Raw genomic sequence first — 21,958 nt, forward strand, 5'->3', positions numbered from 1 at the left:
TTCAATCATCATTCACCTCAAATTTGTAACCGATCCCTCTTATTGTTTTCAATGCCCAACTGGTGGACTCCTTCTCCAGCTTTTCCCGTATCCGTTTAATGTGGACGTCAATCGTTCTTGGATCACCATCATAATCATAGCCCCATATCTTGTCCAACAGTTGTTGCCTAGTAAAAACCTGATTCGGATACAGTGCAAGAAAATATAATAATTCCATTTCTTTAGGAGGCATCAATAATTCATTATTTTTATAAAAGGCTTTATATTCACTCATATGAATCAGCAAATCAGGAAAAGAGACTGACTCCTTCAGATATGCCGGATGAGTTCTTCTAAGGACCGCCTTGACCCTAGCAATAAGTTCATTGGGATCAAATGGCTTAACGATATAATCATCCGCTCCAATATCAAGTCCCCTGATTCTATCATAGCTCTCCCCTTTTCCGGTAAGCATAATAATAGGGATCGCGGGGTTATCTTTTCTCACTTCTTTACACACTTCCCATCCATCCATTTCTGGGAGCATGATGTCGAGGATGATAAAATCAGGATCGCTATCATAATACATAGCTAAACCCATTTCCCCGTCCCCCGCACATGCAACTTGAAATCCTTCTTTTTCTATATACAGCGAAATAAGTTCGGATATATTGGGATCGTCTTCTACTATTAATACTTTTAGTTGCTTTTGCATCATTACCCCTCTTCCCTAACAGACGTGTATTCCTCTATTATAGCCAGACTATATGAACAAAAGGTTAACGGAACTAAAGAAAGCGCTTTACATATTTTTTACAGATTCCCTATTGACGAAGTGAAAAAAGGGGAGTAAATTAAGTATCATCATTTAATACAAGTTAACCTATTGCTTAATCTTTACAGAGCGGGGGAACCATATTGATATCCAGATAGAATTTTTGAGATATCTTGGGGTGTATCGTACATGTTGCGAAGAGGACTCTCATTCTCTAACCCGTCAGCTAACCTCGTAAGCGTATTGAGAGAAGGGTCTGATCAGCCAAACAGGAGACCATTCTTTGAGTTGCAAAGATTGGTCTCTTCTTATTTTGCAACAACGCTCCTAAAAATAAGACAGAGAAGTCGTTACACTGTCCTAACACAGTTTCCCCTGTTGACTGGAGTGCAAGGTGTGAGTCTCCGGCGGGAGGTAGCGGTAGACTTGAGACCCCACAGGCTCAGCGAGGGCACTGAAAAACTGAAAATGAATTATTTTTAATAGTTTTCTAGCTGTGGATTGGAGCAAATAGCGTAGACTCCTGCAGGGGAGTAGCGACAATCTTGAGACCCCGCAGGGCGCAGCCCGAGGAGGCTCAAGGTCGCCCCGCGGAAAGCGAAGCTATTTGCGGAAATCAACAGCGGTGTTTACCCAAGGACTAATATTCAGTACTTTTTCAGTGGCCTCGGCTCAGCCGAGGACGCTCAAGCACCGCCCCGCGGAAAGCGAACATCTGAAACGGAGGAAACAGGGAGTTTAACCAGACCCCCTCACCACCTAATTCAAGAGAGAAGGAATAAACATGAAGAAGCAATTTGTTGTCATAGGACTAGGTCGTTTTGGAGGCAGCATCGTGGAAGAATTCTCCACACTTGGGGTGGAAGTCCTTGCTATAGACAAAGACGAAGACAACATAAATAAAATAAGCGAATATGCAACACATGCCGTACAGGCAAATGCAACAGACGAAGCCACTTTGAATTCCCTAGGAATCCGTAACTTCGATCATGCCATTGTTTCAATGGGTGACGATATTGAATCAAGTATTCTGACAAGCTTACTATTGAAGGAAATGGGAATCAAACAAGTCTGGGTAAAGGCCACCAATAAGTATCATAAAAAAGTTCTTGAAAAAATTGGTGTGGATCGAATTATTCAACCAGAACGGGATATGGCAAAAAGAGTTGCCCACCATGTGGTTTCGGATAAAATCTTTGACTACATTGAGCTATCCGATAACCATAGTATCGCCGAGCTTTTTGCATCGAAAAAAGTAAGCAATAAAAGTTTGACTGATTTGGACCTTCGCGCAAACTTCGGATGCACGTTAATCGGCATACAAAGGGACGGGGATATCATTATCTCTCCTCCGGCAGATGAAATTATTCGTGAGGGGGATTTGCTGATCATTCTTGGACGTAATGAAGATATCCATCGCTTTGAAGATATTGGTGTATAACCATGTGGCGACGCATCAACAGGATTAAAAGAAAAACTCCCACAGTCTTAGATAAGTGGGAGTTTTCATATCATCTAAATGAGATCAATAGTAACGCTTACGGAAGCCCTCTTCCAGCAGATATTGCTTTGCCTCATTATAGGAAGGGAACGTTCCATCCAAGTTCTTACCTGCATATACATTCCACATATCATCTTCAAGGACAACCTTCAAAGAATGCCCCTCATCATTTGCCCATTTCTCTTCTTCAAACACTTCTTCATTTGTTTCCACTTTATATTCTTTGCTCAGTTGATCAATTGATTTTCTAATCAGGTCCTGCAGTTCATCCTCTTCAAACTCACGGATGTTCACCATACCCTTATCATCCGTTTTATAGCCTTTAATCCCTTTTGCATAGACAAATCCGTTGCCGTTTGGGTGAAGATGATAAACAACATTCTTTTTGTCGCTAAGACTCTCTTCGAATTGAAAATTCACACGCTTCAGAGATACATCTTTTCTAGTTAATTGAGGAAAGGATTCTATGATTTCAAGCTTTTGTTCAAAAGTTAGCATATTGCCTCCATGTACATTTATTAGTTTCGGTACATTATAGCACTTGAACTGAATGAAGAAAAGGAGCCATCCCATGAAAGGGATAGCTCCTTTGTTATTTCGACCTTAAAAAGTATGAGCCTTATCCTTCGCACGAGCAATGGCATCCGCTTTGATTTCCTCAGCTTTATCTGGCATAGCAGCATGACCTTCCACAAACAGTCCTTCAAAGGAAGGAACTCCAAAGAATTGCATAAGCACCGTCAGATAACGATGGCCCATTTCCATACCTGCAGCTGGACCTTCGGAATAAATCCCACCTCGGGCCTGTATATGGATCGCTTTCTTATCTGTCAATAATCCCACAGGACCCTCTGCCGTGTATTTGAACGTCTTTCCGGCTACTGCAACGGAATCCAGATATGCCTTCATAACAGGTGGGAATGAGAAGTTCCAAAGTGGTGTAACAAAGATATATTTATCCGCCCCAACGAATTGCTCCGTTAACTCGGAAAGGCGACTTACTTTTGCCTTCTCTTCATCTGAAAGCTCTTCAAACCCTTTCCCGGTCTGCAGTTTTCCCCATCCACTGAATACATCAGCATCAATATGTGGAATATGTTCCGTGTAAAGGTCCACATGCACGATGTCATCAGCTGGATTTGCTTCCTTATATGTGTCAATAAATGCTTTCCCTACTGCCATGCTGTAGGATTGTGTGTCGTCATGCGGATGTGCCGTAATGTATAAAACTTTTGCCATGTTGTATCTTTCCTCTCTTGTTTGGAATATATATTATAGTTTGTTACCAAAAGACATATCTTACCAACTATCTTGAATTAAACTATTTTTAATTCGAGATAATAATATAAGATACTCGTAAGTTTTGCAAGTAACTTGCTTCTTAAAAAAAAAAGACCTGCCATATTACTCGACAAATCTTCCATCAATTCTTTCTATTGATCATTATGCAGGATATATGGATTAGCTCCGATATTTTTCCTCATATCGTCAGTCATGACAAAAGACTCATTATCCACTCCCGTATTTCTTTTTACATCAGCCTGTACACTGCCGTCATAGTGATTTGGTTTATCTTCCATCAACAACACCCCCATCAATAATATGGTTAGTTTATACAACCATTGTACTATTTTATTCTTTATTTTAATAGATTTTTTTGGAATACAATGTAAAAAGTCCCAGTCTTTTTCTGAGGCGAAATTCCGCGAACTTCATACATATATAAAATACTGCTTGAATTGGATGTTTGGAAAGGGGTTGCATACCATGCACATCAATCACAATCACATTTACCATGGCACCAACCTTTTTTCTGCAAAATTGATCGACCAGCATGGTGTATGGATCTATGCACAACGGGAAGCGACGGATTTCGGGAGAGGATATTATCTTACTGATAACCTTGAACAAGCTATGGACTGGGCACAAGTACGCTCCTTGACTCCACAAATTTCCAGATCCACCCTCTCCATGATTGGATTATCCATGAAGGAGTTCCAGCACCATCCCGACACAAAAGTCCCAGCACTCCTTCAGTACCGTATTCTTCCATCAGAGCTCATGAAGTTGAACGGTCTTGTATTTCCGCTTCCTTCCCACCCTCAATGGCCGGCAGCTTCCAAGGTATGGCACAGCTTTGTTACACTCAACCGCAAAGGGATCAACCTTCATTCATTCGATTATGTGTTTGGACCTGTCAGTAAAAACAAAGTTTCCTCCACTGGGAAGTTAGATGTCTTTCCTGATAAAAACCAACTATCGCTACATACCGAAAGCTCTCTACAATGCTTGGCGGACATGAAAATATTCACCCTGATAAATCCACCAGTGGAAAAAGAGTTTCTCGAGATATCTTCCCCTCTTGCAGCCTATTACAAATTTATTAAAGATAGATTGACCAATAAATCTCGAATTTCGCCTGTATTTTCATTTCCTAGCGAGGCTGTCCTGGAAGAACCTCCTTCCTATTGGGCCGACCTGTTGAATGTAACGGGATTCTTTAGATTCCCTTTCTAAGAAATGCCGGATATAGTTTCTTATCCAAATGGAAATTGGAAAAGAACAGTGTATATCCCGCCTGTGTATCAAACAATTGATAGGTGTGAACATGTTTTTTTAGTAAAAGAAACGTGCGCGGAATCTGCTTATGTGTGTTTTGTATCACAGATTCCGGCACTCGTCGGCCCGTTGAGTTTTCACGGACTTTTGCCCGCTTCCGTGCCACTTCCAAAGGAACATCCGCTATCCAAACATGAATCAGAAAGCCGGCTTCTTTTAGCTTCTTCATTAATTCTAAGTAGTTGCGGCTTTTAGCCATGGTACCTTCGTATAGGAACGACGTACGTGATTGAATTAGTTTCTCCAAGGCAAGGTCTCTGAGATAAGTAGATTCTTTATGGACTAACGCCGCAGCCTGACTGGGGGCAGTTTCGAGGAATTCATAATAATGAGGCAAAAGTAACTTTATTTCATCTGCATCAACCAAGCTATAGGAAATGAAGTTTTCCTTTAGCTCCTTTTCTATTATTTCTTTCCGGAGTTGGGTTTTTCCGCTGGCAGTTCCTCCACCAACCAAGATTGCAAAGGGATGAGTCCCCTTTTCATTCTTATCAGCCGTAGCTGTTATAGCTGAAACAATTTTTTTATGAAGGCCCTCATTCTTATGCAAGGTACCACCCCCGTCAGTTAAAAAGAACAACTGTGATAAAACAGCTGCTCTTCTATACATACATTATTCTCCTATTAAGTATTCCTCGATGTTCAGTTCTTCACCTGAGAGAAGTGCAGCATCATAATCCAAATGAACAAATTCATAGCTCTCATCAATCAATGGAACAAATTGAAATTCAAACACAAGTTCTTCCCCAGGTTCAAAAGTGGAAGTGAGATCCCCGTCAAAAATCATGATATGGGATTCCTCGGGGGCAAAGGAAAGTGTCGATTGACCGGATGTCTCATCATATGCAATGCTTTGTAGTTCTCCACCAACTTTGATGGTTTCCCACATTTCAAAGTTCCTTGAAACCTGTACCTGTTCTCCCCACCCTTTATCGTAGAACTCATCTAACATATCGGCAAAGGTGTACACCTCTTCTTTTCCCTCTACTTTAGATGGTGCCGAATGCATTTCTGATGGAACAAGGTATCGTTTACCGTCCACTTCAACATAGCTTTTGGAAGATGTCGTAACTTTTTCAGGCTCACTTGATAAAGCATTGGACACCCTTATCGCCTCCATGAAGTCCTTCACTTTCTTCTCATTCGAAAGAGTGTTGTTGATGACCTCTGCTTCCCATAGCTCTCTTTTGGCTTGAAACTCCCGGACATCCCTTTCATAAAGGTCTTCAACTTGAAGCCTTCTTATCGTGTATGTCTGGTTATCTCCTAAGTAATCAATGTGAAACGTAACATATTCCCCATTTTGGAAAAAAGTGAAATACGCTGTCGCATTGAAAATAAGTGTCCAAGGAAGGTTGGAAACGTGAAACGCCTCTTTTTCAAAACCTGTAGCTGACGTTTCTTCGGTCACCTTGTAGTGCATGTTGATTCCCATCGGATCTTCCGAGGTCTGTAACTCCATCCCGTTAGCATAATAGCTTCCAGGTAATACCTGTCCGTGGTACCTTCCAAGTGCCCCGTTATTGCCAATAAAATCTCTTTCTGCACTTACTTGATCATGGACCTCGATGGTTTTTAAATAGGATACATAATCCTCATAGACTTTTTCTTCTTCTGGAGCCGAAGACCTTGGCGCTTCTCCTTCACTACCGGTGAACAGAATAAACGAAAATAAAGCAATTGCTACGGCACTTACCGTTAACACGGCGGCAGATTTAATATTCGTCAACCAACCACCTCGCTTATGTTCTTCCTTATGCTCCATAATGGCTTGATGCAAGAGATCTTTCTTTTCTTCCCTTAGTTTTGTCATGGGCAATGATTGCAGCTTCTTATCCAATTTCTCATTCATGTGCATCCCCTCCCAACTTCGCTTGCAGGGCCAATTTTGCGCGATGAAGCGTAGAGCGCACTTTATTCTCGGTCCAGCACAGGGCTGCTGCTGTTTCCTGTACAGATAACTCCTTTATGGCCCTCATGATAAGCACCTCTTGATAGGATTCCTTTAACGTTCTAATCGCGTTCAACAGTTCCTTCTGCTCCTCTGAGACAAAATAAAGCTCCTCTGGTGTTTCGGTTGTCATTTTCTCTGGGACACTTCCGTTTTCAAATGAGAACAGCCACTTCCACCTGTCACGCTTTCTTTTCCTATGCGCATCAATGGCTACATTTCTAGCAATGCTGTAAAGCCACGTTTTGGGTGCAGACTCCCCTTTGAACCTGTCCAGACTCTTCAATGCTCTGATGAATACCTCCTGAACAAGGTCCTCAACATCATGATGCTTGGAACTTAATCGGTAAAATAAATACTGATAGATATCATCGCTGTATAAATAAAACCATTTCGAAATAACTTGTTTGTTTGACATCCTTTTCCCCCGTTTGTTGCAGTTTCACTAAGATTAGACGAATCCTTTTTCATTTTATCGCACTTGTGGTGAAAGATTATTGCTTTTTTAGTAAGAAATGGGGAATTCGAACGGAAAGGAACGGTCAAACACTTCATGCCAATATCAACAATCATTTAGAAAAAAGTCAAAAAATTAATTATAAACAGTAATTATTTATTGTAAAACAATAAACTCTATGATAAATTCATATTGATAAAATTAAATGAGCGCGTCTCTGTTAAAGAGGGGAGTTATTTATGAATCTTACCATTCAAAAAATGGAGGCACATATCTCGAGATCACTAAAACAGCTTCTTCGTTTTGGTTGGGAGCAGGCTCTCTCCTGTTTGTTTCCTGTCGTTATCTTCGCCTCTTTGGCTGTAACACAATTCTTGCCTCTTCCTGTATTACCACGTTATGACTGGCTACTTATCATCTGCCTTTTGATGCAGTGGTGGATGTTGCGTTCAGGTCTTGAAACAAGGGATGAATTGAAGGTAATCACATTGTTTCACCTGATTGGGCTTGCCCTTGAACTCTTCAAGGTGCATATGGGCTCTTGGTCTTATCCTGAGGAAGGATATTCAAAAGTCTTCGGAGTACCTTTGTATAGCGGATTCATGTACGCAAGTGTAGCGAGCTATCTTTGCCAGGCGTGGAGAAGGTTAAATATTCATCTCATTAAGTGGCCTCCATTCCTTGTAGTTGTGCCTTTGGCAGCTGCTATCTATTTGAATTTTTTCACCCATCACTATTGGATGGATGTTCGTTGGTGGTTATCCGGACTTGTCATTATCGTCTTTTGGAAATCATGGGTCACATACGAGATTAATGGCACTACGTACCGTATGCCACTCGCCTTTTCCTTTGTTCTCATCGGTTTTTTTATATGGATAGCCGAAAATATCGCAACGTTCTTCGGTGCTTGGGAGTATCCAAACCAAACCGATGCTTGGAGTCTCGTTCATCTTGGAAAAGTAAGTTCATGGCTTTTACTAGTGATTGTCAGTTTTCTGATAGTGGCAACGCTAAAGCGGGTCAAAGGAAAAACTTCACCACAATAACACGAAAACCTAAAAAACTCGCCAACAATGTGGCGAGTTTCATTATATTAACTAGCTTCTCTCAAGTTACAAATCTACTCAACAGATTCCGTTTATAAAAATATGCAATCAGTAATAACAGCCCTGAAGGCAGTCGCTTTGGAAACAAACGTCTTTTATAATATTTATAATAGCCTCTTTTCAAATCTTCCCATTGCGTACAATGTTTCTCCTGATCAAAGCGAACTACATCAATCAATTTTACATTTCCTCTAGGAGTTATGAGGATATTGTGCAGATGAATATCCGATGGGTTCAGTCCTCTTTGCTTTGCCAGAGATATTGCCTCATCCACCTCTTTCAACACACGTTCACTTATCTGACTACCTCTTACAAGACATTCAAAAAGGGTTAAGCCTTCTATATAATCGATGACAATATAATTTTCCCCAGAAGCGTAGAGCTCGGAAAAAAAGGGGATCCCTGTTAATTTTCCATATACGGCCGCTTCTCTTTTTGCAAGCTGTTCAAAAGGAGGATAAAAAACTTTCAGTGCCTTACCCGTCCGCTGCACCTTGAAGACAAAAGCACTTCTCCCGGAACCAACCAGTTCAAGGCATTTTTCATCGAAGGATTCCACTTGTGTTTTTCCATTTGTTCGTTTGAACACGACAGACTCAACAAGCTGTTGATAAGGTGTAAAGTTTTCTAAAGTTCCCTTCATCCGTCATCTCTCACTCTCATTAAAGCATTCCTACTATTTATGCACCCAGGTCTTCCAATAGATTCATCATGGTTGTCACTTCATTGATTAAAGTAAACAGTTCAGATTCCTGCAGCTTATCAAGAGCTACCTCTCCGTTAACCATGGAGCTTTCAATTACACCTTTAAGCGCTTCATTTTTTTCCACTATCTGCTTATGAATTCCTTCAGCAACAGCAGGAGCTTCCGTATTATTAAACTCATCTATTTCATTTAGCAAGGAGTTTAATTCCGCCTCCAACTCCTCTTTGGCATTGGCATCCTTCGCCGCCGCTTGTATCATTTGAGGAGCCTCCTGCCCAAAGTCCTGCCATGTATTAATATGTTCCGTCGCTTTGTTGGCATATTCCAATGAACTGTTGACTTCTTCCAATATGGAGCAACCACCCAGTAGAATAGATGATAACAGGGCTGTAACAAGTATGATTTTTCGCATGTCGTTCCCTCCTATTTCTTCATTCTCTTTTTGACTTCTTTCATCACAACCGGCAGGACTTTCTTCTTTGCCATTGTGACACCTTTTTTCAATATCAATGCTTTGACCAGTTTTTTTATCATGTCTATAACCTCCCAGTTTTCCCAAAAAAGAAAAAGACCCTTCACCATATTGGCGAAAGGTCCCTGAAAATACAAAAGACCTTTGCCAGAATGATGGTACTGACAAAGGTCTCGCTAACAACACATGGTTGCCAACAAAGCCGAGGACTAATGTCCCGTAATGACGACTTTGCTGTAAAAAGCTACTCCCCTTTGGGATGAATGTTTAAAATTATGTTTTAATCATAGCCCAGATTGATGAAAAGGTCAACTTTCATACACTATTTAAAGTTTTGGTAAAGATTTTCAGCATGTGTTGGGACATCTAAAACCATGTGATATATTATTATCAAATAGCAGTGTTTAAATGAACAAAAAATCAAAGAAGGTGGTCATCGTGAAGAAAAATAGAGGCATAAAATCATTATTGGAAATACTCATCGTTTCAACTAGATTAGGACTTACCTCCTTCGGTGGACCTGTAGCCCACCTTGGATACTTCCACACCGAATATATCCGACGTAGAAAATGGATGGACGAGAAAAGCTACGCCGACCTTGTAGCCTTATGTCAGTTCTTACCAGGTCCGGCGAGCAGTCAGGTTGGCATCGGGATTGGTGTCATGCGGGCTGGAGTGCTTGGAGGAATCGTCTCCTTTCTGGGATTTACGCTACCATCGGTCATTGCACTCATTATTTTCGCTATCATTCTACAAGGATTTGATGTGGGAAACGCAGGATGGATTCACGGATTAAAAATTGTGGCAGTGGCAGTTGTCGCTCACGCGATTATTGGAATGGCAAACAACCTTACACCTGACCTAAAAAGAAAAACCATTGCATTATTCGCATTAGTGGTGACTCTTCTATGGCAAACAGCCTTTTCTCAGGTAGGTGTCATATTAGTTGCGGCAGTGATTGGGTTTCTCCTATTTAAGCAAAGTGTGGAGGCAGATGATTCCCGTTTAGAATTTCCGATATCCAAACGGTTGGCTGTTATTTGCTTAACTCTGTTCTTTGGGTTACTAGTTCTGCTTCCGATTCTAAGAGAAGCTACTTCACTGAATTGGATCGCATTATTTGACAGCTTTTACCGTTCAGGTTCCTTAGTATTCGGGGGCGGACATGTGGTTCTTCCATTACTTGAGCGTGAATTTGTACCAAACGGATGGATCAGTGAAGAGGCATTTCTTGCAGGTTATGGGGCCGCACAGGCCGTGCCAGGACCACTTTTCACTTTTGCGGCGTATATAGGCTCAGTAATTAACGGATGGAAGGGTGGCCTGCTGGCTACTTTCGCCATCTTCCTACCGGCATTTCTATTGATATTAGGTACGTTACCTTTTTGGGATTCCCTTCGCCGTAATTCCAAAGTGAAAGCCGCTTTAATGGGTGTGAATGCAGCAGTGGTCGGCATTCTTATCTCTGCCTTCTACTTTCCTATTTGGACTAGCTCTATTAAGAGTCCTATTGATTTTGCTTTTGCTGCCATCTTGTTCAGCATGCTTGTCTATTGGAAACTCCCCCCTTGGATCATTGTACTTACAGGCGCCATTGGCGGAACATTGTTGGGAATATTCCTTTAAGCTATTCAAAAAGCAACCGGTCTCTTACCTGAGAGATCGGTTGCTTTTGTTCATTCTTTATTTACTTACGGTATAGAAATACAAGAACCATACCGCATGATTCTGCTCATCAGCTGCAGCCCTCTTGAACACCCTCCTAATATACGGATTTTGTGTAGAATCCGCTATATCTAGATAAAAATCCACCGTCTCCTGTTCATCTTTTAAAGAGGCTGACAAAGCTTCCTGATAATCCTCTGGACATTCCTCAGACAGCTCTGGTGTAGCTGGTTTACCTGTCAAAGACTGATAGATTTGGGAAAACGTATTGTAGTGCTTCATCTCATCTTCTCTGATTTCCAGTATCCTCTTTCTGGTTTCCTCATCGGGTGACATTTTTGCCAGCTTTTCATAACATGCAACTGCGCTATATTCGCCATTGATGGCTTTTGAAATATTCTCTATCAAAGACGGGTCCTGTTGGGCCCTAGTATAGTAAGGATAGTAAAATCCGTTCACTCTTCTCATCCCCTTTCATCCCTTCTCTATTAATACACTATGATAAGGGTTTTATATTCATTCCTACAGATGGCTATACTAATAGAACCGAAAAAAACATAATGTGATAAGGAGTTGGATTCATGCCTGAACACGTGGAAGTGATTATCCGGTCCATCCTTGCTTTCACATCCTATTGATAGGTACCAGACTGTTAGGGAAACAGACAATCTCCCACAATGGGTTACTTTATATCGACTATTATGATGATTTCATTCCCTCTCCCATAGATCAGGAATAGTAAATTTTTCGAATTATTAAACACTTATAATGAAAGTTAGTATAATATTATCCTAAGCACATTAGTAATGTTGACTAGGGGTGATAAAATGAAAGAGAACATATTGGTTTGCGTCAGCAATCCAAAACATGTGGAGAAGCTGATTCAGCGCGGGAAAATCATAGCGCAAACATTTGGCGGGGACTGTTTTGTTTTATTTGTTTATACTGTTCCTTACGATGATTTGGACCTTAATCAGATTAGGACAAAGCAGTTCTTCAAAAGCATTGCCGACAAATATGGTGTCCCTATGCTTATAGAATATTCAAAAGGAAAAAAAGTTTCTGCTGTGATTGCGGAAACCACTACCAAGCATGGCATTACACAAGTCATTCTAGGACAGCCGGTTCAAACCAAACTCGAAATGATGATCAAGCATGCATTGATTAATGAGATTTTCAGCAAGGTTACTGGTGTGGATATACATGTTGTGGAAGTGGGGCGTGAAAACATTCCCCAACCTGAAACCTATGACCGCGGACTTCATGCACATTTAATCCATAAAGGGAATATTTACGAAATTGCCTTCGATACTCCTTGTGAAAATGCCATCAAGGGCATCTTCTTCAAAGAATCTTCCACAGACTTCCTTAATGGCTATTTTGTCATCCACCAAGGAGAGGATCATAAAGTATTGAAAGTGAATGATGGCTTAGTAGAATTTGAAGCCCTTTCCTCTACCTGAAACAGAAAACACCAGGAAGTCTAAAGAGACCTTCCTGGTGTTTTTCATAATTTTACACATTCAAACTATAATTAGGCTGGTATTCTCTTCTTAAGCAATCCGACCATCACCGCTGTCACAACAGCACCAATCAAGATAGCCAACACATACATGAAGATTCCACCTGTAACAATCGGAATAACGAAAATCCCACCATGAGGAGCTGGCAATCCAATTCCAAATAACATTGCCAATGCACCGGCAACCGCTGAACCTACAACCACTGAAGGTATGACCCTCAACGGATCAGCTGCTGCAAATGGAATGGCACCTTCCGTGATAAAGGATGCCCCCATGATATAGCACGTTTTCCCCGCTTCTCGCTCTTGTTTGTTGAATTTATTCTTAAAGATAGTTGTAGCAAGTGCCAATCCTAGTGGCGGAACCATCCCCGCTGCCATTATCGCTGCATGTGGTGCGTAGTTTCCTGCATCAATCATCGCAATACCAAATGTGAAAGCTGCTTTGTTGATAGGGCCGCCCATATCAATGGCCATCATGGCACCTAAAATTATCCCTAATATAACCAGGTTCCCTGAACCCATGCCTCCGAGCCATGACGTCAATCCCTCATTAAACGCTCTCAAAGGTGTTACAAGTTGTAACATAATCATACCTGTCAAAAAGATCCCGAATAGCGGATACAATAGAACCGGCTTGATACCTTCGAGAGACGCTGGCAATCCACTAAGTAATTTCTTCAACCCTAAAACCAGATATCCTGCAAGGAAACCAGCTATCAGACCACCAAGAAAACCGGCCTCACCCGTATAGGCAATTAATCCCCCGACCATTCCTGCTGCAAATCCAGGTCGATCCGCGATACTCATCGCAATGAATCCGGCAAGAACAGGAATCATCAAGTAAAAGGCATTCCCGCCACCAATTGTCATAAGAGCATCCGCAAACCAATGGTAACTCGGGTCATTCGGATCTGATGCATTGATTCCGAACATGAAAGATATCGCAATAAGGATTCCCCCACCAACCACAAACGGAAGCATATTGGAAACACCGCTCATCAGATGTTTATAGAAACCAGAACGTCCTTTCTTCCCTTCCGAGCTTGAAGTACCTGTTCCAGTGTACGTTTCGCCTTCTCCACGGCTTGCCTTTTTCAATAGCTCCTCCGGCTTACGAATCGCTTGTGCAACTGGGACCTGAATGATCTTTTTGCCATGAAACCGTTCCATTTCTACTTGCTTATCGGCAGCGACAATGATTCCAATCGCTTTATCGATTTCCTCCTGGCTCAGTTCATTTTTAACCCCACTTGACCCATTTGTCTCGACCTTCACATTAACTCCGATCTCTTTAGCCTTTTGCTTTAACGCATCGGCAGCCATATAGGTGTGCGCGATTCCGGTAGGGCAGGCGGTAACAGCTAAGATCAAACCATCCTTATCAGAAGAAGATGAATCCACTTCTTCCTCTTCAAATAACTCTTTTTCCTTCGTATCTATCAATCTGATAATCTCTTCCTTTGATGAAGCATTCATTAAAGACTTACGAAATTCACTATCCATCAGCATCGAAGACAAACGAGATAGAGTTTCCAAGTGTTCGTTGTTAGCGCCTTCACTTGCTGCAATCATGAAAAACAGCTGACTCGGCTGACCGTCCAATGACTCATAATCAATACCGTCCTTTGCAACTCCAAAGGCAATTGCAGGAGTCTTCACCGCATTCGTTTTCGCATGAGGAATAGCTATACCTTCGCCGATTCCAGTCGTACTCTGTGCTTCCCTTGCAAGAATCGCCTCTTCATATTTCCCCTTGTCTGCAAGCTTACCGGCACCAGCCAGTGAGTCGATCAATTCCTTAATGACATCAGATTTGTTCCCTGATCTCAAATGAAGTGTGACGGTGTCTTTCGTCAATAAATCTGTAATCTTCATAACTCTCTCCCCCTCATAATTTTTCTATGTGTACTTGTTCCAATAATCCATTTACATCTGCCTTTTGACAAAGGTCATAAGAAAATGCTGTTGCACTGCCTGATGCAATTCCATATCGTAAAGCCTCTTGGCTATTGTTAGAGCTAACATATCCTGCAAGGAAACCGGCGACCAGCGAATCACCTGCACCGACGGAATTCTTCACTTCCCCTTTAGGAGCTTTTGCAAAATAAACACCATCATCTGTATAAAGAAGAGCCCCTTCACCAGCCATGGATACGACAACATTCTGTACACCTTGTTCATGGATTTTTGCTGCGTAATGGATCACTTCTTCTTTTGATTGAATGGTGACGTCAAACAGGGCGCCAAGTTCATGGTGGTTCGGCTTTATGAAAAAAGGTTTATACGATAGTAGAGCTTTCAAAGTCGTTCCACCTGTATCAAGCACCACTTTCACATCGTGTTCTTGACACTTCTGAATAAGTGTTTCATATATGTTAGAGGGCACTGTGCCCGGGATGCTTCCTGCCAGCACCACAATATCCTCACTTGAAAGCTGGTTAAGTTGCTGCAGCAATCTTCTTACCGCATCATCATCTACCAAGGGACCGGTACCGTTGATCTCTGTTTCGTTATCCGCTTTCAGTTTCACATTTATACGAGAATGGCCATCCACTTCCAAAAGCCGGACTGCCACTTGTTCCTCTATCAGCTTCTCTTTTATAAAATTACCGGTAAAGCCTGCAGCATAGCCTAGTGCCATCGTATCTGCCCCAAGTCTCTTTAATACTCTAGATACGTTAATCCCTTTTCCCCCAGGATAATACTTTGTTTCATTTGCCCGGTTAATGGTCCCTTCCTTAAACGTCTCTACTTCCATCACATAATCAATGGAAGGATTCAATGTAATCGTATATATCATGAACTCACCTCTATCACTGTTGTTATGTCTCTGTATGCAGGGGCTATCGTCTCATCCAAGCGGTCAATAATTAGTGCAGCCGATTCGATAGGCGCAACTTTTGCGAAAGTCACTTCATTAACTTTAGAGGAGTCGGCAAGTATGAATGCATCATTTGCGAGTTTGATTGCCAGACTCTTCACACTTGCTTCCTCAGGATCGGGAGTTGTGTATCCACTCTTAAGATGAACACCGTTCGCTCCAATAAACGCTTTATCGAAGTTGTAATCCAATAAAGATTGAATAGCTTTACTCCCGATGATGGCCCCCGTTTTATTCTTCATAAATCCGCCAACGATATAAGTGCTGATTCCTCTTTCCATCAATGACTGAATATGGGCAAAACCGTTGGTGACTACGATAATCTGTTTGTTTTCAAGATATGGAATCATTTGAAAAGTCGTTGTTCCTGCATCAAGGAAGATGCAATCGCCTTCTATTACAAGCTCTGCTGCAGCTTTGGCTATCTGTTGCTTTTCATGAAGGTTTATGGATGCTTTCTCAAAAATGCTAGGCTCTTCCGCCTTTTGATGAACTCTCGCAGCCCCTCCATGAACCCTTTTCAATTTATTCGTTTCCTCTAGTTGACTCAGATCTCTCCTGATTGTCGATTCCGACGCTCCAGTTGCATCCACAAAGTCCTGAAGCTTCACCACATCTTGCTTTTGTACCAACTCAAGTATTTTCTGTTGTCTTTCTGGTGTAAGCACGGAAATCACCTTTCCCCTAGTTCGTTTGGATGTATCTACATTGTAATGTAAGCTCTTTCAAAAATCAATCAAAATCAATCAAAAGTAATCATTTTCAATCAAAATAAACCAGACTAGTGATTAATTGTACAGTAATTAGGGTGACTCGATGAACAGTTGATTTTTCTATTTCAATACTTTTACTGAAGACAATAGTTGTAAACAGTCTAAACTAGTCTCTTATGATAAACTAAAAATTATCAAACCATTTTTAGGAGGGAAGCTTTTGGAGCCGAATAAAATATATCTTTTTACGTTTCATTGTTCCAGAAAAGAAAAATGGACCATCGATTGTATTAACGAAAGAATGACAAAGCTTTATAATATTAAAAAAGTACATAATCATTCCTTTCTGATTAAAACCACAGAAGACATCAACATATTGGAAAAATATTTAATGGCTTGTTTTGACAGAAGTGACACCTACTTCTTAGTCGATATTTCCGACCAGAAAAGCAAATTCCAGCATATTGAAGATGGTAACATTTCAGGATGGATTGAAAATATTTAAAGGCTGTTTTCTGACCACGACCATTTTCAAAGATAATGGAACAATGTTTATGTTGAAATCAAAATTCATTTAGAGGTGAGACCAATTACTACATTCACATCCTCAAATCTAGAGAGTATTACGGAAGGGCATGTCTATTATCGTTTTAAGGATGAAGACGTCTACCTAAATAATCTAATTACATTTATAAATACCGGCATGAAGAATAGAGAAAATATACTAATTATCGAGAGTATGAAAAACCTGCGTCAGATAAAAGATGAAATAAAAAAGCGTTATAGCGAAGAACAACAAACCACTATCAGAATAGTCAATAATTTCGATTACTATTTTTCCGGTGGAGATTTTAATACAAAAACGATATTAGAACATTTCGAAAAAGATCTTACATTATTGAAAAAAGGCAATCGTTCGGTCCGCACTTGGGCTCATGTAGAATGGGCTTCAGACGAGCCAGATGCTGATCAACTTAGGGAATATGAAGCTACATCCGATGATTTCGTCGTTCAGGAACGAATGATTTCGGTCTGTGCATACTCCTGCAACTCCTTGTCATCAGCCCTACATTCGGCATTGGAGCAGGTACATAAATATGTGATGACAGATGACAGTTTTTCCACTTCGGAATCATATAAAAAACCTTGAGGAGCTCCTCAAGGTTTTTGTTTTAGATATACTTCCGATGCACACTCTTTCCGTCATACGTGAACAGCACATTCTTCGTTTCGATAACAGACTCCATATGGACAGGACGGCCCCAAATTTGGAAAATGTACGGCATTACTTTCTCCAAGTACTTGAGATCAAGTTCAATCCCTTCATACCAATGCTTCAGGTATAACTCCCCCGTTCTCAGATAATCCCCATCATTTACTGTGATATATGGAAATCCCCCATTGACCCGCATGTTCACCAGCTGGTCGCGAACCTTCTCCCAGCCTTTATCGACAATCTTGTAGTCCTTGCCCTGTTTTTGGAAAAGATACATATCCTCACGCATAACAAGATCCTTATTCAAATAGTTGCGAAGGAAAGAGATATCGGATTCCACTTCTCTCACTTCAAACATTCTCTCCCGTCCAGATCCCGGTTTTACTCCATCACGAATCATTTCCTCGGTTGGATTGTCGTAGCGTTCTTCAATGTCTTCAAAGATCTTAATCCCCAGATAGTATGGATTGATGCTTGTTTTAGAAGGCTGCACGACCCCTGCATTCAGTTTCGCATATTCCAGCGCCTCATCGCTTGTCAGGTCCATTTCGCGCAAGATGCGTTGATGCCAGTACGAAGCCCAGCCTTCGTTCATGATTTTAGTTTCCATCTGTGGCCAGAAATAGAGCATTTCCTCACGCATCATTGTGAGAATATCGCGTTGCCATTCCTCCAGCTCGCTGCTGTAATGTTCAATAAAGAGCAATATATCCTTTTCGGGTTGGGGTGGGAATTTCTTTTTCCTCTTTTTTGGTACCGCTCTCGGTTTATTTCTTTCATCCAGGTTCCAGAGATCATCATATTGACTCGTCTTTTTCGGCGCTTCATCCTCTTCTTCCATGTCCTCGATACTCCAGGCAAGTTTGGAGCGTACAAGTGAAGGATCGATATGCTCCTGAATCGCGAGGACAGCATTGAGGAAGTCCTCCACCTCTTTTTTACCATGATCATGTTCATACTGTTTAATACGTTCAGCTGTTGCCGCCATACTCTCCACCATATCTCTGTTTGTATTCTGGAAACGGCAGTTGTTTTTGAAGAAATCACAGTGGGCAAGGACGTGTGCTACAATCAGCTTGTTCTGGATAATTGAGTTAGTATCTAAGAGAAATGCATAGCATGGATTGGAGTTTATCACCAGTTCATATATTTTACTGAGACCAAGATCATAATGCAGTTTCATTTTGTGAAATTGTTTTCCAAAGCTCCAATGAGAAAAACGTGTTGGCATCCCATATGCTCCAAATGTATAGATAATATCTGCTGGGCAAATTTCATATCGCATTGGATAAAAGTCCAGTCCAAACCCCTTTGCTATCTCGGTAATTTCATCGATGGCTTGAAATAAGACTTTTTCGTTATTTGCTCTCATTAAAACTACCTCCCTTTTCCTCTTATCACAATGTATGAACAAGGTGACAATAACATGAGAGAGGATTGTTCAAAGAGGACATTTTTCTAATTGGCTCTGTTAAATTAGCTTGTTGATATGTAAGATATTTAAGCTGTTGATTGTAGCACAGGGCGAAGACTCCGGCGGGAGATAGCGCTTAGTGGAGACCCCGCAGGCTTGCCGAGGAGGCTCCACTAGTGCCCCGCGGAAAGCGAAGCCCAGTGCGGAAATCAACAGCGGCGTTTAACAGAACCTTCTAAATTAAAGACCGTTGATTTGGTAGCAATGTTATACTTTTAACAGAAAGTTATTGAAGGAGTTTACATATATGGAGTTTATACTTTTTATTCTTTTAGGTTTTTCGATTAGCATGCTTTCAGGTTTTTTCGGGATTGGAGGTGGCCTTGTTCTTACACCCGTGCTGCTTCTACTAGGCTACACTCCAGTAGAGGCGATTTCCACCAGTTTACTCTATACTATCGGAACATCGATGGCTGGTGTGTATGCACATTTCAAGATGAAAAACATTCAGTGGAAGGCGGCTTTAATTATTGGAGCAAGTGGTGTCGTTGCCACGCAAATTGCCTATCCTGTAGTCAGCTGGATGGAATCAAACGGTTATGATACAACGGTTGTGCCAATACTGTATCTTGCATTGCTTACATATTTCGCTTACAAAATGTTGAAGAAAGATAATGGAGATACAAGAGCAACCTACGATCCCTCCGCAAAAGGCCAAGGTGTCTTGAAGTTCATTTTCATCGGAGTTATTGCAGGATTGCTTTCTACGACTCTTGGTGTAGGAGGAGGATTCATCATTGTGCCCTTGTTGATTGCTTACTACGCCTTCTCTTCCAAACAGGCAGTCGCAACAAGCCTGGCGGGGGTTATCTTAATAGTCAGTGCAGGATTCATTACATATGCGGTGAATAATCCAATCAATTTAAAGGTTGGACTGTTCTTAATCGCAGGAGCAATCATCGGCTCTCAGTTAGGAGCACGCGCCACTTCTTTCTTCAATAGCAGAAGCATCCAGAAACTGCTGGGATTCCTCTATATAGTGACAATGCTCAGTTTGATCTTGGAGATGATAGAGTTTTCTACAGTTGGTTTGGTGGCTTTGGGCTGTTATACCCTCTTCATCAATATCTTTTTGATAACAAGGCTTCTAAAGAAGAAAGTGCAACCTTTGAATTGAGATAAAAAAGACCATCCTCGCAACAGGTCGCACCTGATGCTTAGATGGTCTTTTTTGCTTTTCATTTTATGGAGCCAAATGAGAAAGAAATGCTGTTGCAATACCAAAATAAATCAATAAAGACAGTATATCATTCAATGTCGTAATCAGCGGACCAGATGCAATCGCAGGGTCGATATTCAACTTATAGAGAATTAACGGAATAATCGTCCCTGCCAGCGTTCCGATAATTAGTGTGAAAAATAATGAAACCCCGACAACCATTCCAAGTACTGGGTCGCCACGCCATACAAATGCAATGATTGCAATTAAGATGGCACAAGTAAATCCGATAGTGATTCCCACACCAAGCTCACGGAAAACAACCTTTGTAACCAGCTTCTTATCCAAATCACGGGAAATCAGCCCACGTACAATCACCGCAAGAGACTGTGTCCCGGTATTACCTGTCATCCCTGCGATCATCGGCATAAAGAATGCCAATGCTACGACAGTTCCTAATGTATCTTCAAATCCACTGATAATGCTACCGGAAATAAGCCCAATAAATAATAATAAGATCAACCAAGGCAGTCGTCTTGCAGATGCCACTAAAGCAGGTGTATCGAAGTCAATATCCTTACCAGATGCGGAAAGCTTCTCGATATCCTCATTCGCCTCTTGGATGACAACGTCGATAACATCATCGACGGTGATAATCCCAATCAATGTCTTTTCATCGTCCACAACCGGTACTGCCAGGAAATCATAACGTTCGATGATATGAGCCACTTCTTCCTGGTCCGTATCCACATGAACGGATATGACACGGGAGAACATGATTTCCTGAATTTTCTCGTTAGCTTCTGCAAGAATGAGGTCACGATAGGAGACTACCCCTACCAGCCTTTGCTCTTCGTCAATCACGTACAGGTAGTTGATGGTCTCCGCAAGTTCCGCAAATGACTTCAGCTTTTCGACCACTTCCCGAATGGTATATTCCTGGGGAATCCATACATAACGGTTGGTCATCAATCGACCTGCTGTTTCCGCTTCGTATTTCATCAAGTCCTGTACAGCTGTGGACTCTTCTTTGTTCATTTTTGCTAAAAAGCGGCCTTTGATCTCCGGATCCATTTCGTCAAATAAGGAAGCCAGGTCATCGTTGTCCATACGATCCATTACTTTTGCCGATTTTTCCACACCAATTCTTTTTAAAACTTCCAATTGAAGATCCTGATTCAATTCCTGAATTAGTGCGGTCAACTGTTCAATTGTAAGGTAGGTTAAAAATCGAACCTTATGTTTTTCCGGAAGCTGTTGATAAATGACTCCCGTATCGTATGGCTGTAATTCTTCAATAATATCCTGAAATGCCTTTCGCTTTCCTTCTTTCAAAAAGTTGATGATATTTAATATGATTTGATCCTCTGTCATGTTCTTCACCATGAGCTCTGCCTCCTCTGCTTGCTAAGGAGTACAAGGAATCACATCTTTATTTTACCGAAGAGGCGGTAACCAAAAATGATATGTATTCACCTGTACTTCTTATAAATTTCGTCCTTGGACTTGGACTACTATCCATTTTTGTTACCACCACCTTGAATTTTCTTGGCATTTCATTTGGAACTCCCTGTTTCCTTCCGTTCCAGGTGTTCGCTTTCCGCGGGGCGGTGCTTGAGCCTCCTCGGCTTTGCCTGCGGGGTCTCAAGTCTACCGCTATCGCCCGCCGGAGTCTCACACCTTGCACTACAGTCAACAGGTGGAGAATTAGGGGATCATCATGTCATCCCATTAAAAAAGCACCTGTCATCCAAACGAA

The 21,958-nt window shown here is 41.4% G+C and carries 23 protein-coding genes and 1 riboswitch; of the genes, 8 read left to right on the forward strand and 15 right to left on the reverse strand.

The genetic code is table 11. The features are described from left to right. Window position 1 precedes the first annotated feature (1 nt). Window positions 2-697: a response regulator transcription factor gene (locus AB685_RS14340; RefSeq protein ID WP_347230870.1), complete on the reverse strand. Its 696-nt coding sequence runs from the start codon at window positions 695-697 to the stop codon at window positions 2-4. A 159-nt stretch (window positions 698-856) separates the two neighbouring features. Beyond that, window positions 857-1,009, forward strand: a riboswitch (cyclic di-AMP (ydaO/yuaA leader). Window positions 1,010-1,538: 529 nt separating this feature from the next. On the opposite strand from AB685_RS14340, the gene AB685_RS14345 reads away from it, so the two are divergent. Next, window positions 1,539-2,195, forward strand: coding sequence for a TrkA family potassium uptake protein (locus AB685_RS14345; RefSeq protein WP_047971271.1), 657 nt, complete (start codon window positions 1,539-1,541; stop codon window positions 2,193-2,195). Window positions 2,196-2,279: 84 nt separating this feature from the next. Here AB685_RS14345 and AB685_RS14350 read toward each other — a convergent pair whose 3' ends face one another. The 3 genes from AB685_RS14350 to AB685_RS31725 form a co-directional block, all read right to left on the reverse strand. Then, entirely contained in the window at window positions 2,280-2,753 is a 474-nt protein-coding gene (locus tag AB685_RS14350; protein WP_047971416.1) for a hypothetical protein, read from the reverse strand. Window positions 2,754-2,858: 105 nt separating this feature from the next. Continuing rightward, window positions 2,859-3,494 (reverse strand): FMN-dependent NADH-azoreductase, encoded by a 636-nt coding sequence (locus AB685_RS14355; protein ID WP_047971272.1) that lies wholly within the window; start codon window positions 3,492-3,494, stop codon window positions 2,859-2,861. A 194-nt stretch (window positions 3,495-3,688) separates the two neighbouring features. Continuing rightward, complete coding sequence (locus AB685_RS31725; RefSeq protein WP_198530513.1) at window positions 3,689-3,835, reverse strand: hypothetical protein; 147 nt, start codon at window positions 3,833-3,835, stop codon at window positions 3,689-3,691. Window positions 3,836-4,022: 187 nt separating this feature from the next. Here AB685_RS31725 and AB685_RS14360 point away from each other — a divergent pair, with 187 nt between their 5' ends. Beyond that, the gene (locus AB685_RS14360; protein ID WP_047971273.1) at window positions 4,023-4,772 is read left to right on the forward strand and encodes a DUF3990 domain-containing protein; all 750 of its coding nucleotides are present in this window, start codon (window positions 4,023-4,025) and stop codon (window positions 4,770-4,772) included. On the opposite strand, the gene AB685_RS14365 is transcribed toward AB685_RS14360, so the two are convergent. The 3 genes from AB685_RS14365 to AB685_RS14375 are packed head-to-tail and all read right to left on the reverse strand — an operon-like array spanning window position 4,756 to window position 7,243. Beyond that, window positions 4,756-5,484, reverse strand: a complete 729-nt coding sequence (locus AB685_RS14365; protein WP_047971274.1) for a zeta toxin family protein — start codon at window positions 5,482-5,484, stop codon at window positions 4,756-4,758. The genes AB685_RS14360 and AB685_RS14365 overlap by 17 nt on opposite strands. A 3-nt stretch (window positions 5,485-5,487) precedes the next feature. Further along, entirely contained in the window at window positions 5,488-6,726 is a 1,239-nt protein-coding gene (locus AB685_RS14370) for a DUF4825 domain-containing protein (RefSeq protein WP_047971275.1), read from the reverse strand. Continuing rightward, the gene (locus AB685_RS14375; RefSeq protein WP_047971276.1) at window positions 6,719-7,243 is read right to left on the reverse strand and encodes an RNA polymerase sigma factor; all 525 of its coding nucleotides are present in this window, start codon (window positions 7,241-7,243) and stop codon (window positions 6,719-6,721) included. Before AB685_RS14375 ends, AB685_RS14370 begins: the two co-directional genes overlap by 8 nt. Window positions 7,244-7,542: 299 nt before the next feature. Between AB685_RS14375 and AB685_RS14380 the strand changes: the two genes are divergently transcribed. Then, on the forward strand, window positions 7,543-8,328 hold the full coding sequence (locus AB685_RS14380; protein ID WP_198530517.1) for a DUF817 domain-containing protein: 786 nt from the start codon (window positions 7,543-7,545) through the stop codon (window positions 8,326-8,328). A 61-nt stretch (window positions 8,329-8,389) separates the two neighbouring features. Here AB685_RS14380 and AB685_RS14385 read toward each other — a convergent pair whose 3' ends face one another. Further along, a complete protein-coding gene (locus AB685_RS14385; protein ID WP_047971278.1) occupies window positions 8,390-9,031 on the reverse strand; it encodes a serine/threonine protein kinase in 642 nt (213 codons plus the stop codon). A 37-nt stretch (window positions 9,032-9,068) separates the two neighbouring features. After that, a complete protein-coding gene (locus tag AB685_RS14390; protein WP_047971279.1) occupies window positions 9,069-9,506 on the reverse strand; it encodes a DUF6376 family protein in 438 nt (145 codons plus the stop codon). A 468-nt stretch (window positions 9,507-9,974) separates the two neighbouring features. Between AB685_RS14390 and AB685_RS14395 the strand changes: the two genes are divergently transcribed. After that, a complete protein-coding gene (locus AB685_RS14395) occupies window positions 9,975-11,192 on the forward strand; it encodes a chromate transporter (RefSeq protein ID WP_047971280.1) in 1,218 nt (405 codons plus the stop codon). Window positions 11,193-11,249: 57 nt separating this feature from the next. Here the strand turns inward: AB685_RS14395 and AB685_RS14400 are convergent, their stop codons facing one another. Then, window positions 11,250-11,699, reverse strand: coding sequence for a ferritin-like domain-containing protein (locus AB685_RS14400; protein ID WP_047971281.1), 450 nt, complete (start codon window positions 11,697-11,699; stop codon window positions 11,250-11,252). 359 nt (window positions 11,700-12,058) lie between these two features. Here AB685_RS14400 and AB685_RS14405 point away from each other — a divergent pair, with 359 nt between their 5' ends. Beyond that, window positions 12,059-12,694 carry a histidine kinase gene (locus tag AB685_RS14405; protein ID WP_047971282.1) on the forward strand — a complete coding sequence of 212 codons (636 nt, stop codon included), beginning with the start codon at window positions 12,059-12,061 and terminating at the stop codon, window positions 12,692-12,694. 71 nt (window positions 12,695-12,765) lie between these two features. On the opposite strand, the gene AB685_RS14410 is transcribed toward AB685_RS14405, so the two are convergent. Genes AB685_RS14410 through AB685_RS14420 form a run of 3 tightly spaced genes read right to left on the reverse strand, consistent with a single transcriptional unit; the run spans window position 12,766 to window position 16,305 of the window. After that, complete coding sequence (locus AB685_RS14410; protein ID WP_047971283.1) at window positions 12,766-14,631, reverse strand: PTS fructose transporter subunit IIABC; 1,866 nt, start codon at window positions 14,629-14,631, stop codon at window positions 12,766-12,768. A gap of 13 nt (window positions 14,632-14,644) precedes the next feature. Next, entirely contained in the window at window positions 14,645-15,556 is a 912-nt protein-coding gene (gene pfkB / locus AB685_RS14415; protein ID WP_047971284.1) for a 1-phosphofructokinase, read from the reverse strand. After that, window positions 15,553-16,305 carry a DeoR/GlpR family DNA-binding transcription regulator gene (locus tag AB685_RS14420; RefSeq protein ID WP_047971285.1) on the reverse strand — a complete coding sequence of 251 codons (753 nt, stop codon included), beginning with the start codon at window positions 16,303-16,305 and terminating at the stop codon, window positions 15,553-15,555. Before AB685_RS14420 ends, pfkB begins: the two co-directional genes overlap by 4 nt. Before the next feature lie 265 nt (window positions 16,306-16,570). Here AB685_RS14420 and AB685_RS14425 point away from each other — a divergent pair, with 265 nt between their 5' ends. Together AB685_RS14425 and AB685_RS14430 are read left to right on the forward strand one after the other, a co-directional pair. Beyond that, window positions 16,571-16,855 (forward strand): hypothetical protein, encoded by a 285-nt coding sequence (locus tag AB685_RS14425; protein ID WP_047971286.1) that lies wholly within the window; start codon window positions 16,571-16,573, stop codon window positions 16,853-16,855. A gap of 75 nt (window positions 16,856-16,930) precedes the next feature. Next, complete coding sequence (locus AB685_RS14430) at window positions 16,931-17,500, forward strand: MEDS domain-containing protein (RefSeq protein WP_047971287.1); 570 nt, start codon at window positions 16,931-16,933, stop codon at window positions 17,498-17,500. 22 nt (window positions 17,501-17,522) lie between these two features. Here AB685_RS14430 and AB685_RS14435 read toward each other — a convergent pair whose 3' ends face one another. Continuing rightward, window positions 17,523-18,938 (reverse strand): SpoVR family protein, encoded by a 1,416-nt coding sequence (locus AB685_RS14435; RefSeq protein WP_047971288.1) that lies wholly within the window; start codon window positions 18,936-18,938, stop codon window positions 17,523-17,525. A gap of 349 nt (window positions 18,939-19,287) precedes the next feature. On the opposite strand from AB685_RS14435, the gene AB685_RS14440 reads away from it, so the two are divergent. Beyond that, entirely contained in the window at window positions 19,288-20,157 is an 870-nt protein-coding gene (locus tag AB685_RS14440; protein WP_047971289.1) for a sulfite exporter TauE/SafE family protein, read from the forward strand. A gap of 66 nt (window positions 20,158-20,223) precedes the next feature. On the opposite strand, the gene mgtE is transcribed toward AB685_RS14440, so the two are convergent. After that, a complete protein-coding gene (gene mgtE / locus AB685_RS14445; protein WP_047971290.1) occupies window positions 20,224-21,585 on the reverse strand; it encodes a magnesium transporter in 1,362 nt (453 codons plus the stop codon). Window positions 21,586-21,958: the final 373 nt, after the last annotated feature.

Source organism: Bacillus sp. LL01, assembly GCF_001037965.1.

What these genes read in the sequence shown, in the direction of transcription:
- AB685_RS14340 (WP_347230870.1), bottom strand. Translation starts at nt 697, where the DNA reads ATGATGCAAAAGCAACTAAAAGTATTAATAGTAGAAGACGATCCCAAT.
- AB685_RS14345 (WP_047971271.1), top strand. Translation starts at nt 1,539, where the DNA reads ATGAAGAAGCAATTTGTTGTCATAGGACTAGGTCGTTTTGGAGGCAGC.
- AB685_RS14350 (WP_047971416.1), bottom strand. Translation starts at nt 2,753, where the DNA reads ATGCTAACTTTTGAACAAAAGCTTGAAATCATAGAATCCTTTCCTCAA.
- AB685_RS14355 (WP_047971272.1), bottom strand. Translation starts at nt 3,494, where the DNA reads ATGGCAAAAGTTTTATACATTACGGCACATCCGCATGACGACACACAA.
- AB685_RS31725 (WP_198530513.1), bottom strand. Translation starts at nt 3,835, where the DNA reads ATGGAAGATAAACCAAATCACTATGACGGCAGTGTACAGGCTGATGTA.
- AB685_RS14360 (WP_047971273.1), top strand. Translation starts at nt 4,023, where the DNA reads ATGCACATCAATCACAATCACATTTACCATGGCACCAACCTTTTTTCT.
- AB685_RS14365 (WP_047971274.1), bottom strand. Translation starts at nt 5,484, where the DNA reads ATGTATAGAAGAGCAGCTGTTTTATCACAGTTGTTCTTTTTAACTGAC.
- AB685_RS14370 (WP_047971275.1), bottom strand. Translation starts at nt 6,726, where the DNA reads ATGAATGAGAAATTGGATAAGAAGCTGCAATCATTGCCCATGACAAAA.
- AB685_RS14375 (WP_047971276.1), bottom strand. Translation starts at nt 7,243, where the DNA reads ATGTCAAACAAACAAGTTATTTCGAAATGGTTTTATTTATACAGCGAT.
- AB685_RS14380 (WP_198530517.1), top strand. Translation starts at nt 7,543, where the DNA reads ATGGAGGCACATATCTCGAGATCACTAAAACAGCTTCTTCGTTTTGGT.
- AB685_RS14385 (WP_047971278.1), bottom strand. Translation starts at nt 9,031, where the DNA reads ATGAAGGGAACTTTAGAAAACTTTACACCTTATCAACAGCTTGTTGAG.
- AB685_RS14390 (WP_047971279.1), bottom strand. Translation starts at nt 9,506, where the DNA reads ATGCGAAAAATCATACTTGTTACAGCCCTGTTATCATCTATTCTACTG.
- AB685_RS14395 (WP_047971280.1), top strand. Translation starts at nt 9,975, where the DNA reads ATGAACAAAAAATCAAAGAAGGTGGTCATCGTGAAGAAAAATAGAGGC.
- AB685_RS14400 (WP_047971281.1), bottom strand. Translation starts at nt 11,699, where the DNA reads ATGAGAAGAGTGAACGGATTTTACTATCCTTACTATACTAGGGCCCAA.
- AB685_RS14405 (WP_047971282.1), top strand. Translation starts at nt 12,059, where the DNA reads ATGAAAGAGAACATATTGGTTTGCGTCAGCAATCCAAAACATGTGGAG.
- AB685_RS14410 (WP_047971283.1), bottom strand. Translation starts at nt 14,631, where the DNA reads ATGAAGATTACAGATTTATTGACGAAAGACACCGTCACACTTCATTTG.
- pfkB (WP_047971284.1), bottom strand. Translation starts at nt 15,556, where the DNA reads ATGATATATACGATTACATTGAATCCTTCCATTGATTATGTGATGGAA.
- AB685_RS14435 (WP_047971288.1), bottom strand. Translation starts at nt 18,938, where the DNA reads ATGAGAGCAAATAACGAAAAAGTCTTATTTCAAGCCATCGATGAAATT.
- AB685_RS14440 (WP_047971289.1), top strand. Translation starts at nt 19,288, where the DNA reads ATGGAGTTTATACTTTTTATTCTTTTAGGTTTTTCGATTAGCATGCTT.
- mgtE (WP_047971290.1), bottom strand. Translation starts at nt 21,585, where the DNA reads ATGGTGAAGAACATGACAGAGGATCAAATCATATTAAATATCATCAAC.